Origin of the sequence: uncultured Bacteroides sp. (assembly GCF_910585845.1) — a bacterium.
In the GTDB taxonomy this organism is placed as follows: Bacteria; Bacteroidota; Bacteroidia; order Bacteroidales; family Bacteroidaceae; genus Bacteroides.
Window position 1 is genome coordinate 35,224 of sequence record NZ_CAJUHF010000014.1, and the last position, 13,257, is coordinate 48,480.

7 protein-coding genes are annotated in these 13,257 nt (G+C 48.1%); all 7 read right to left on the reverse strand.

The features are described from left to right. Positions 1-32: 32 nt before the first annotated feature. Positions 33-722, reverse strand: coding sequence for an SGNH/GDSL hydrolase family protein (locus QZ323_RS05935; protein WP_294633625.1), 690 nt, complete (start codon positions 720-722; stop codon positions 33-35). A 16-nt stretch (positions 723-738) separates the two neighbouring features. Further along, the gene (locus QZ323_RS05940; RefSeq protein ID WP_294633628.1) at positions 739-2,103 is read right to left on the reverse strand and encodes a trehalase family glycosidase; all 1,365 of its coding nucleotides are present in this window, start codon (positions 2,101-2,103) and stop codon (positions 739-741) included. Positions 2,104-2,235: 132 nt separating this feature from the next. Beyond that, positions 2,236-3,363 (reverse strand): glycerophosphodiester phosphodiesterase family protein, encoded by a 1,128-nt coding sequence (locus tag QZ323_RS05945; RefSeq protein ID WP_294633629.1) that lies wholly within the window; start codon positions 3,361-3,363, stop codon positions 2,236-2,238. A gap of 100 nt (positions 3,364-3,463) precedes the next feature. Continuing rightward, on the reverse strand, positions 3,464-5,329 hold the full coding sequence (locus tag QZ323_RS05950) for a beta-L-arabinofuranosidase domain-containing protein (RefSeq protein WP_294633631.1): 1,866 nt from the start codon (positions 5,327-5,329) through the stop codon (positions 3,464-3,466). Between the two features lie 186 nt (positions 5,330-5,515). Beyond that, positions 5,516-7,015, reverse strand: a complete 1,500-nt coding sequence (locus QZ323_RS05955) for a RagB/SusD family nutrient uptake outer membrane protein (protein WP_294633633.1) — start codon at positions 7,013-7,015, stop codon at positions 5,516-5,518. A gap of 25 nt (positions 7,016-7,040) precedes the next feature. Then, a complete protein-coding gene (locus QZ323_RS05960; protein WP_294633635.1) occupies positions 7,041-10,259 on the reverse strand; it encodes a TonB-dependent receptor in 3,219 nt (1,072 codons plus the stop codon). 1,054 nt (positions 10,260-11,313) lie between these two features. Beyond that, positions 11,314-13,125 (reverse strand): beta-N-acetylglucosaminidase domain-containing protein, encoded by a 1,812-nt coding sequence (locus QZ323_RS05965; protein ID WP_294633637.1) that lies wholly within the window; start codon positions 13,123-13,125, stop codon positions 11,314-11,316. Positions 13,126-13,257: the final 132 nt, after the last annotated feature.

The following is a 13,257-nucleotide window of genomic DNA, read 5'->3' on the forward strand; positions in this document are numbered from 1 at the left end:
AGGAAACATCAGCTTTAAAAAGAGGAGCAACATCAACGCAAGGTATCGAAAATCGCCTCGGCTATCTTTCTCATGCCCCAGTCGTCGGGATGGGCAATAATAAACTCTTTGGTCACGGTGTAGGGTTTCCCCTTCACATCATAGAGGGTATCGCCCACCTTGGGACGCGAATCGTACAAACGGTCTATCCAATCGAGCGGGATGAAGGAGATGTCGTAGGTACGGGCCGCCTGAATGAGGGCACGCTCTTTCTCGGCATCTTCCCAGAAACAGCCGGTAATGACTACCCTGCCTACCCGTTGTTTACAATAATCCACCAACCGAAGAATGCCCGTTCGGAATGCTTCCTTATCCTGTACATTCTCACCCAGACGAATTACAACCAAGTCCTTTCCACGCACGGCAGAGCCTATCAACGAGTCTATATCACACGTCAGATTACGCTCCCAGTAAGCGATGTTGAGCGGAGTGACCACTGTGCCGGGATGCGTTGTGCAAAGCAGTTTCTGCAACTGGTGGCAATAGTCGTTCTCCTCTTTCGAAGCTGCCATGCCCCACTCCGAGAACCATTCAATATCGGCCTTATATTCATGCCTTGTGATGGAGTTTCCCAAGCAAAGCACTTTCAGAGGAGCAGTGCCCGAATGGGATTTCCTATTGTTTCCTCCCGCAACCGGAAGAGAAATGACCGCCATGATGCAGGCGAGTAATAGATTTTTCATATACTTATTATAAAGATTAAAATTCATTCACTGTTTCTTTGCCATCCAGCCAGGCAGCCATGTTCAGCACCAGCAAGTTCCAATTCTGGAAACCCTTGTTGAGGATAGGCTCGCCATTGTCGGGCATGTAGTATTCGTGCAGCGCACCAAAGCGCTCATAGTCGCGCCCCAGCAGCAACACGGTCTTCTCTGCCAGTTCCCGGGCATCCTCCGTATAGCCGTAGCGGAGCAGTCCACGGAAAACGAAGTAGTTGACGCATATCCACACCGGTCCCTGCCAAGAAGAGGGATTGCCGCTGGCACGCACATCATACATCTTCTCCAATGGAGAAAGCGAGCGTACGCCTGCCGCAGCATTGAACAGACGGGGATCACGATATTGCCGTTCCACAATTTCGCGTGCTTGGTCGGAAGTGGCAATTCCTGCCCACAACGCCATGAAGCCGCTCCATACGCTAAAACGCTGTATCAGGCAGTCATAGGTACGGGGCTGCCCGGTGTGATAATGGAAGCCCGGTGTAGCAGGCTTTTCTACCGGAAGGAGGTTGAGGTCGACACTATAGTAGAAACCATCGCGAGGGTCCCAGCAATGCTTGCGGATAGCCTCCTGTAGCTCTTCAGCCTCACGGGTGAAGCGTTTTTCCAGGTCGGGCATGCGGAGTTGTGTTGCCAGGTAGGCCATGGCAAGCAGTTCCCTGTACATCAACGCATTGAGGAAGATGGAACCTGAGCTTTCCTGAGGGCGGTAGAAGGTACTGGGGTCATTGTCCACCCCAATCATTTCATCGTTCTCCCAATAGAGCAGCCCGGTGGCTTTGTGCCGATGGTAGTTGAGGTACTTTCCCACGAAGGTCTGCAAGTTATAGAATCCTTCACGCAACCATTCGGCATCACCGCCCGTCTGCTTCACTACGAAGGCGGCATGCTGCGCCAACACGGGCTTGTGCATGTTCGTCTTCCAGGGGTTGATTTTCTGTAGTAACTGCCAGCGCTCTTCCGTGTTGTCGAAGATGCAGATGGGAATCCATCCGTCACCGCCACCATAATTGAGGAAGTTGAGGATACAGCCTTTCTCGTAAGTGATCAATTCTTTGCGGTCGGCATCGGTGCCGTGTTCCACAATAATCTGCCGCAGGGCGATGTCGCTCAGCCAAGAATCCCAATCCCATAGCTGGTTGGCGTACTGTCCGCTACCGGGCACCAGAAAAGGATATTTCAGTGCACCGACCGGTTGTCGGTACATGCCCTTCATGTTCTTGTAGATATGCTGCCTGCATATCTCTTTGTATTTCTTCAGGTTCTCGGCATTCCTTTCGGGCATTTGCGCCGCCAGTGAAGCACTGAACAGAAATCCGAGACATACAAACAGTATTTTCTTCATATATATCTTTATTTGAGTTTCGCAAGCTCAACTTTTTAGTTGATAAGGGGGCAGTAGACAAGTTGACAAGAGTTCAGTTGACAAGTCTACAAGGGGGTAGTTGACAAGTTGAACTTGCGAAACTTGAGTTATTTATCTCAATCCCTTCTTCTGCAAGGCGGCAATCAGTTCGGCAGGCACGTCGGTCTGAATCATCCGCGTAGTAGGGAATATATTAAACAGCTCGTCAAGTTGCTTGTCATCCAGCGCATACTCAGGTATAGTCTGGTCGAGCACCCACAACAGGCAGACGGAGGGAATCATTCCCATCTCCACCGCATCGCCCAAAGAAGGACTTCTGCCTTCGGTGAAGTAGGCTGTCTGTACGAAGAAGGTGCGCGGCAATTCCTCCAGCAACTTGTGCCCCCCTACCCAAGGATAAATGTTGGCATCTTCTGTCACACCAAGCACTTCGCGGGTACCTTCTTCCACACCGCTGTAGAAAAAGACGGCTTCCATCATACCCGTCCGGCGTACCACGTCCACCACTTCCTTGAAGATGCCTTGTCCGGTGCACTTGTCAATATCCACATAGGCGCGTCCGCGCACAGCAACCAGATAGGCTTCCAGCGTAGGCATTTTCTCGTCAGTAGGGTTTCCGGCACGGTCTTTCAGGTTGTACTGCAAGATTTCGTCGTAGGTCATGTCGGCAATCCGTCCCTGTCCGGTGGTGGTGGCGTCGATGGTCTCGTCGTGGCATATCACGAGAACGCCGTCCTTGGTCTGCCTGACATCGCACTCCAATATTTCGGCACCGGTAGCCACGGCAGCCTCAATGGCAGGCAAAGAGTTCTCGGGGATGGTCTTGTCGTGCGTATGTGCCCGATGTGCCATGACCCACACTTTCCGGTAAGAGGGATCCTTGAACTGCTGCATCGCCACGCTGAGTGCCGGCAGGCTGCAGATGTGTATGTCGGCTGTCAGAGAGATTCCGGTTGCCGTCTGTGCCTTGAGGGTGTAGTCACCTTCGTGGGCATAAGCGTGCGTAAAGAACACTTTGTTCCGGCCTGTCTCCACGATTCCGTCTCCGAAGTCTATGGTCACCTCCTCGTCCGAAGCCACGTTTTCCAATCCTATCTTCACCACTTCATGCAACATGGCATATTCACTTACCGACATGTGAGGATCAGTTGTCTTCATCTCTTTTGGGGTTCCGCTACATGCTGTCAGGAGAGCAGCCAGCAGAACCATGATATATAGGCTTATTTTATTGTCATTCATCTCTTTGGTCTTTATTAGATAATAAATTATTCGTCAATACTCCCGGTAAAGTTCTGTCAATACTTCCATAAGGTTTTGTCAATACTTCCATAAGGTTTTGTCAATACTTCCGGTAGGGTTCTGTCATCACATGCAGCGTCTGCGGAATCCATACCCGATAACGTCCTGTCCGTGCCCAGTCATTACCCGAAGAGGCAAAGTCACAGAAGCGGATGGGCTTCGCCGTCTTGTTAACAGGATCTTCCAGATCGGTACCCAACACAGTGGGGACTTCCAGCGTTATCCAGGCAAAGGAACCGGGTACGTTCTCTCGCACCGTAGCCTGCACCACGCCTTGCCCGTCACTCTGAATGACGGCACACTCATCCACATCGCCATCACCGAAACGGCTGTCACGGGCAAACACCAGCGGTCCGCGCACCACAGCCTGATGGTTGTGGTCTTTCACCACTTGAGTCTGAATGCCGAATTCCAGCACTACTTCATCTCCATGCTTCCACGTGCGGTCCAGACAGAGGTAACCGCCCTGATGCAACACTTCCTGCACTTGTCCGTTGACAGTGGCGCTCACACCGTTTATGCAGGAGGGTATGCGTAGCGCCAGCTTGAAGCGTTCCTCCTTCTGAGGATTCACCCCGATGTTCACTTTTCCATTTACGGGATAGTCGGTCTCTACTTTCAGGGCTACCGTATTCTTCTTGCCCGTCTTCACCTGCACTTCCATCGGCACATAGAGGTTGAGGAATATGCCGTCTTCCCTCGTAGCCACCGCCATCTTCGGGATCAGGGCAAACCCACGGGGACCATTGGCGTTGCAGCAGTTGATGTGCATGCCGCATTGCTCCTCGCCCGGCTGTCGGCGTCCTTCCAGCGGGCTGTATTTGGAAATCTGTCCGCCATCGTGCTTCATCGAGGCAAACAAGGCGTTGTACATCGTCCGCTCAAACTCCTCGACGTAAAGCGCATTGCCCGTATCGCGCCACAGGCGGTTACAGAACTGCATGTAGGTGAAGGTTACGCAAGTCTCCATCGTATGATAGGCAGGAAGAGTCTGCTTCTCCTTGCCGCCATACCAACACTCGAAGGCTGCGCCCGAACCGGCAATGTTTATCTCGTCTCGCCGGATGCTCTCAGCCGTACGTTCGGCAGCTTCCTTATAAAGAGGATCGTCCAGCACGCGACCCAGCTCCACCAACCCTTCGTAGCAGGACATCATCTCGTAGGCTTTCTGTCCGTTCTCGAACGACCACCACGAAGCCGGATATGCCGAACGTTGGAAAACAGGAACGTCTCGCAGTGCTTTGGTGATGAGTTGCGAACTGCCTTCCTGCTCGATGCCCGTCACGATCTCCTTGGCAAAGTCGAGATAGCGTTGTTCACGAGTGATGTCGTACAGATAGACCACCGGCTCCAGTATGGAACAGCTTGCCATACCGAAGTAGTTGCCCGTACGGGCTATGTCCAGATTCTGTTCATGCAACTGTTCCATCAAGTAATCCACCGAACGCATGGCGGCGTTCAAGGCTGCCCGGTCGCCAGTCAGGCGATAGTATGCCACCAAGGCGAGTGCCGAGTATTTCCTGCCCCAGATGTCCCAGTTGGTCAGCCGGGCTTCGGGCTTGTAGTTACCGATGTAGCCGTCCGGAGTCTGGGTCTGCATGAAACTCTGTACACCGCTCTTTATCTGTTCCAGCAGCGCCGGGTCCTTGCAATACTCATAAGAGGAGATGGCACCCAACAGCCATTTGCCAAAGAACTCCGACTGCCAGAGGCTTGTCTCCTCACGATGTCGGAAAGGTTCCACCAAGTGCTCCACATCCTGCGACTTCACCCGATGCTCAATACACGTATGGATACGCCCGCCCACGTAGCCACCGATGCGGATCTCCTCTACCTTGCTCTTCTGACCCAAAGCCGGTAAAGCACTCCAGGCACACAGTCCTAAAAATAATATTCTAAAATCCATCTAATATCCATATTTTAATAATATCCATAAAAAAACAAACAAGTGAATCCGTACTGTAAACTTTTTACCTTATCTTCCCCAAACAGAGTGCATATAAAAAGCAGACCTCCTTCCGTCGTCTTTTCTCAAAGAACAGAATACGGAAGGAGATACTTGCTATTTATCCTCTGTCATCATCTGGTTTCATCAATATCCGGGATTCTGCTCGATCACACCATCCGATTCGGTAATCACCTTCGGCGGAATGGGGAACAAGACCATGTGGTCCTTGGCTGCCGTACATCCGCGCTTCTTGGCAAACTCGATATACTTGCCGAAACGTATCAGGTCCTGACGGCGCCAGCCTTCCATGAAGAGTTCGCGTCCTCTCTCCATCAACAGGAATTCTCTGAACTTCTCCTTGCTGGTCTGTATATCTGCCGGAATGGTGTGTGTAACGCCTACACGGTCGGTAATCTGTTTCAGGTAGTTCAACGCCTTGTCCGTAGGTCCGTTCAGCTCGTTCTCTATCTCGGCAAGGGAGAGAAGCACGTCCGCATAGCGGAAAGCCACGATGTGCATATTACCACTGGCATACTTCTCCGGAGCCATCAAATATTTCACCGGAATGGCGCCCTGCTGAATACGGTCATCACTTGCACCACCTCCTCCGGGACGAGTATAAAGTGTACCGTTCGCATCCTTGTAAGAATCAGCAATCACTTCCAAACGGGCATCCGCCTTGTCATACGTGTCATAGAAATCCCATGGCATCAGATAGCCTCCCCAACGATGAGTCGGACAAGCTTTGTGCTCGAAATTCTTGCCGAAAGTGATGCAATTGGGTGGGAAAAGATAATAAGCATACTCATTTCCGGCAAGCTCTCCACCCGGAACAGCCCATACTGTTTCATCATTCATTTCATCGGAGAAAACATCCTTATAGTCTTCAGAAAGCGTATACCCCATCGTCTTCATACTCTCGGCATAAGGCAACGCCTTGTCATACTGGTGGTCGTTCATATATGCTTTCATCAGCAGCATAGTGGCAATCCCTTTATTCACGCGACCCCAATTTTCCGTACCATTCGTTTTGTCATAAAGATACGGTAATGCCTCCTGCAAGTCGCTTACCATGCGATTGAAATAGACTTCTTTCGTAGGACGCGGCGTATAAACAATGTTGCTCAATCCCTCCGGTTCAAGTACACACGATACCGGTCCATACAAATCATAAAAGCAGAACATCAACCAAGCACGCAAAGTCTTTACCTCGGCAATCTTCTGTGCTTTTGCCGCTTCCGGCAAACCGCCGACTTTCTCCAGCTGATCTAGAATGAATGTACAACGGGTAATATTACGGCTAATGGAGTATGTTCCGTAAGTATTCCATGCACCGGACCAATTGAATTTATAAATCTGGTTACTCTGGTGCACCAATTCATCCGAAGTGAATTCTGAGTAGGCCCACCAACCATCACCAGATGCGTAGATAGGCATGGTCCAACCATCGTTAGAGCCATCATACACACCACCGGAATTAGCCTTGAAATTGGCATACATACCTATTACTAATGCATCTATATCTTCCACCGTCTGTGGGAAGTTTGAATTTGTCAGGCTCGAAAATACCTTCTGGTCCAAATCACATGAGTAAAATATCACACCCATGCATAAAGCGACTGCCCAACTGATTATTTTTTTCATTTTCATCTCTTCTTGAAATTTAAATTTAGAAATTAATGTTAACACCCAATACGACCGTAAACGGAATGGGGAATGGTGCACAGTTGATTTCCATTTCCGGGTCTAGACCCTCGTAATTGGTCAACATCAGCGTATTCTGTAAATCTACAAATACAGAAGCATCCGAAGCAATCTTATTTCTCTTCAGGAATTTCTCAGGCAACATATAAGTCAGCTTGATATCCTTGAAACGCCAGAAATGTACGTTCTTTAGTGTAAAGTCATGCGTACCGGTCTTGTTGTTTCCGCCAGTCACATCTGCAGCAATACCCGGATACCAACCGGTAGGGTTATAGGAAGTCCATACGTCTTTCACACGTACACTGGTATTATCGTCTCCAATGCCTCTAAAGTTCCAAGAATCATATGCTTTTTTACCCAACACGCCATACGTATCAATATCCAGCATCCAGTTTCTGAAACGTAGACTGGCACCCAAACCGAAGTTGGCTTTCGGGTCCCAAGTACCCAATTTCACGATATCACCGTCATCCATCACACCGTCACCATTGATATCTACATATCTCAAGTTACCAGGTTTAGCATCTGGCTGAAGCACTTTGCCATTAGAAGTATAGGCTTGTACCTCTTCCAAAGAATGGAAGATACCGTTCGTCTTCCAGCCATAAATCGGGCTCAGGTCGTCTTTCTCCTTCAACCAAGGGCTGATGGCGACTTCCGGATTACGTTCCACCCATTTGGAACGATTGTGAGATACGTTGGCATAAGCTGTCAATGTCCAGTCCTTTTTATCTACGATAGTACCTTTCAATGCCACTTCGATACCCTTGCTTCGGGTAGAACCTACATTTTTGGCTATATTACCCACCATACCGGTTACAGGAAGTGGAGTAAAATTAAGCAAATCTTTGGCTGTACGCACATAGTAATCTACACTACCGGTCAGACGGTCATCGAAAAATCCAAAATCGATACCGGCATTCACCGTAATGTCCGTTTCCCACTTCAAATCAGGATTACCCTGCTCTTTCTGAATAATACCTTTATGATAAACTCCACCGAAATAGTAATAATCTCCCGACCATGCGTTACCATACGTAGTCAGCGGATAAGTACCACCGGTCAAGATGCTTTCATTACCCGATGTACCGTAACCGGCTCTCAACTTCAGGAAACTCAAGACATCAAAGTCTTTCATGAATTTCTCTTCAGAGATAACCCATGCGGCAGAGGCACCGGGGAACCATCCCCACTTGTGATTGTCGGCAAATACGGAAGAACCATCGTTACGGAGCGTAACTCCCAAGATATAGCGGTTCTTGAAAGTATAATTCAAACGGCCGAAGAAAGAAAGTTTGTTACGCCAGGTCTTCCATGAGCCCAAATTGGTTCTTTCAAGATCGGATGTAGAACCAATGTTGTTATTCTCATACACGTCTGTAGGAAAATTGTATCCCATCACGTTGTGAGATCTGGATGTAGTAACGTAATATCCCGTACCCACAACTGCATTCAAGTGATGACCGTTAGCGATATCCTTGTCGAAGGTCAGATACTCTTCAATACCATAGTTATCGTTGAATGCATTGGAAAAACCACCATAGTTATCTTCTACCTGTGCAGGCAGTTTGCCCTTGGTAGAACCGAAAATCTCACGATTCTCGTCCGTCTTGTCCACACTCAATTGCACATTTGCTTTGAGCCACGGCAGGAATTTTACTTCCAGATTGGGCGAAAACATCAAACGTTTTGTCACCGTCTGGTTCTTGATATGAAACCAAGTAGCCGGGTTCGGTGTCAGGGGAGAAATAGAAGTAGTCAACTTTCCCTCCTCATCATATAGTGGCATATTTGATGGAAAGAAAATGGCAGCATTGGTCTGTACCGCTTCATTACGGTTCATTCGTGTATGTCCTGATGACGGATTGTTTGAGGACAAATGCGAATACATACTTGCCACATTCAAAGTAACGTACTTATTAAAACTGGCTTCAAAATTAAAACGGCCACTAAAACGTTGTAAATCGCTTATTTTCAGAATAGAATTCTGGTCGTAATAGTTAAACGAAGCATAAAACTTGAACTTCTCCGAACCGGCATTAATAGCCACATTATGATTATGAATAAAACCGGTACGCGTAATCTCGTCTACATGATCGTAAGTCTTTGCATTACGTATCTCCTCAGCGGTAAATGCTTCTGCCCATCCCGATGTAGGAGCAGGCGTTGTTCCGTAAGGAAAGAAATTGCCCCGATAAAGGAAATTCTCCATTCTGGAAAGATTGACATTAGTCATATATTCCTGAGCATCAAGCACATCATAATATTTATTGATACCTTGTACGGAAAAAGAACCATTGTACGAAATACGAGGCTTTCCAGTTTGTCCTTTCTTAGTTGTAATCAAAATCACACCATTAGCGGCAGACGAACCGTAAATGGCAGCGGCACTGGCATCTTTCATCACGTCGATGGAAAGAATGTCATTAGGGTTTAGCGTAGCAAGTGGGCTTCGGTCGGAACCGTCATGTAGGCTCGGCAAATTTGGACCTCCGCTGGAAGCTTTGTTACCGGTGCTACTTATCACCACACCATCGATAACGTAAAGCGGGGAGTTGGAGCCATTGGGCGAAAGTTTTCCACGAATGTTCACACTCATTCCCGAACCGGGCTGTGCAGAGTTCTGCGTAATGGTAAGACCAGCCACCTTACCTTGCAGCAGATTGTCGGCACTCACCGCATTGGGCGCTTCAAGATCTTCGGACTTCACAGAAGAAATGGCACCGGTCACCGAACGCTTCAACTGCGAACCATATCCCACAACCACCACTTCTTCCAGCAACTCGGCATCATCCTGCAAAACGATGTTGTAATCCGATTTTGAGTCTACCGGAAAAGCATAGGTTTTGAAACCGATAAACGACACTTCTATCACCTGTCCTGCACTGGCAGGAATAGTAAACCGTCCGTCCATATCCGTTATCACCCCCGACGTAGTACCTTTCACTATGACATTGGCACCAATGACCGGTTCGCCGGTCTTGTCTTTCACCAATCCGGTCACATTCTTCTTCTGTTGTACAACTTCCACTCCATTCACCGGAGGATTTACAGCTTCTGCCTGTAAGCCCTGAACCGAACCGAATGAGAACAGTCCTACTATTCCCACCATCTGAAGAAAACGCCTGCTGCGATATCTTCCGTTCAGAATTGTGCTTACTAAAAGCGCTTCATGCTTTTTCATAATACAAATACATTTAAGAATTTAATTAAAAAAGATGCGAGGCAAGAGGATCTTTCCCCGACACCGTCATAAATTTATTTGCTGCAAACTTACCTGCAAAAATATTCTAAAAAGGATAAATACTCTTCAAAAAAGGCAAATAACTGCCCATTTATACGTTTTGGATAGTTTATATTCAAAAACTCAAGTCTCTCATATTTTTGATAAGGTGTCAGTATACAAGTTAACGAAGCTACAAGGGGAAGCGATTCATAACAAGTAATGTAATGAGAGATAACAAATAATGTAATGAGAGATAACAAGTAATGTAATGAGAGATAACAAGTAATGTAATGAGAGATAACAAATAATGTAATGAGGGATAACAAGTAATGTAATGAGGGATAACAAGTAATGTAATGAGGGATAACAAGTAATGTAATGAAGCCTTTCATAACTTCTTTATGTGGTATGATGCATTCCTCCGAACTAAAATAACAATAAAAGATAAATACCCTATTTCATCCCTCACATCTTTCACCCATCCGTTAATCGTATAATACGCAAATATTTATGGTGAAACATCTTGTAGTAGTAGAAGAACTTGATTAAAGCTAAGGTTTAGCATGACAAAGCTAAGGTCTGGCATGACAAAGCTAAGGTTTAGCGACACAAACGTAAACTTTAACCACTCCAAATTTCCGGATACATAACACTTGCTATTCCCGCATACTACTTTTTCACTTTTCAGGTCTTTCAAGATTAGTCTAATCATTTGATTAATAAAACATTGGACTGAAACTAAAAAAACCAAAACAAGGCTGAAACTTTAATCCTCTTTCAGATTCTTTAGTTTCAGGACAATGCTCTATAAACCAGATTATTAGCGAATAACTGAAAGAACTGAAACCTGCGGAGACACCGTTTGCAACACCGTAGAGCCGGAGTATGTATAAAAAGCCGCCGCATTTGTTGCCACATCCCCTGGGGTTTTCCGGACAAATGCGGGGCAACGTTCCGGAAAACCCCAGGGGAATCGGACACAAAGCCCAGGGCAATCAGACGTCAGAAAGAGCTATCGCCCACTATCCCGCCGGACAGCCTCCTGATACAAGAGGTCGAAAGCCGGTTGCAGACAGTAGCTTCCGGTCTTCACTCCCGGCTGGTATCCGTTTTGGTTATAAGTCGTATCTATTTTCGTCATCAACACCTGCAGGGCTTTGGCGTGGGATGCAGCATTCTTGAATTTCGTTTTGTCTCCACTGCACTGCGCTGCCAGCATGCGCAACACTTCCCTGCCATATTCACCCTGTAGCTTGAACTGCATCAGCCAAGGGGTTATCTCCCGGATGAATGCCGGATTTTCATCGGCAGCAAGCAGCTGGTTGGCGGCGGCAATCATGTGTTCGCACTCTTCGTTCACAGCCGATGCCGCGGCAGCATCCAGCTTCCCTTCACGGCAATAGGCATCCTGCAAGTTCTTCAGGGCCGGACGGAGCTGTTCCGACTCTTCGCGGCGGAAGTCATGTTCGTTCTTGCCCAGATCGGAATTGTGTGAAGCAAAAGTCTGAAGAGCGGCAGCATGACGAGGCATCAGGTCGCGAATAGCCCTTCGCCACGAAGCGTCGCTATCGTAGGCTTTCATGTTCCAGACATAGTCGGCTATACTGAAAAGGGCAATCTTCGACGCCTCGGCATGTTCCATAGGGTTGGAGATAAACGCACTGATATCGTCCTTGATATCTGTTCCGTTGCCATAGACAGCACCCAGCAGAAGGCGGTCGCGCACGTAGTCGGACACAGGGAAGTTCCACCAGATGAATGCCTTGCGTTTCAGCAACGGGTTGATGAATTGCATGGTCGGCTTGTCTATACACGCCACTACCTTGTCGCCCGTCCACAAGATGCCGATGTCCGAATGGAGTTTGTTGCCTAAGGTCGTGAGATAGCCGCCTTCCAGTTTCGTCCACAGGCGATTGTACTCCGTAGGACACATCAGCAATGGAGCCACATCGCCCTTTGCCTTGACAAAGTTGTGATGGAGGTAGTTCAACAGTTCCACCTGCTTTTCGGCAGATGTGCCTTCGCCGGAAATATCATCAAAGAAAACGGCAAAGGCCCTTATTCCCAAACGATACATGCTTTCAAACTTTTCCATCAGCAATTCACGGTCTTCCGTATTCCAACGGATATCCTTTCCCGGATGGATCGCCCAATAGAAAAGCACTTCGTTCTGCCGCGCACGTTCCACCAGTTCTTTCAACTGTTCGGCTTCCTGTGCCGGATAGGGTTTGCGCCAATTGGGCGAGCTGTGATAGGGATCGTCCTTAGGACCGTAAATATAGATATTCATCTTGTTGCGCCCATAGAAGTCGAGCTGGGACAGACGTGCCTCCCGACTCCAAGGAATCCCATAGAACCCCTCTACCACACCCCGATAAGGGACATCGGGATAGTCCGTCACCTCTGCCAACGGCAACTTGGGCAATGAAAGCAGTTGCGCCAATGTCTGTACTCCATAAAAGGCTCCTCTACGGTCGGCACCGGCAACCACAATCCCTTCCTTGTCTATCTTCAGATAATAGCCTTCGGGCTTCTTCGGGATGCGTGCGGCGTATTTCCTTACGGACTTGTCGCCTTTCACACCGATACAAACAGAAAAGCCGGAAGATGCCACTGCATCCGGAAAGAGGCTGCACAGCAATTGTTCCGCCGCACTTTCCTGCAAAGCGGCTCCTACCTGTAAACTATACTTTGCAGGAACCGAAACAGAGTCCTCACTACCCACATAGCTCTGCGGAGTGGGCTGAAGGTGAAAATCTTGCGCAACAGCTTCCGCCCACGAACAAAGGAGCAACAGGCTCCAAAGCAATAAAATGTTTTTCATCAATACCATAAAATTTTAAAGATTCATACTCACAGCTGAGATATACACAACTGTCAGATGCAAAATAAGAACATTTCTTCTGAGAAAAAGGAGAATTTCTGACCGAAAAAAGCGAATTACCGCATCCGAAGA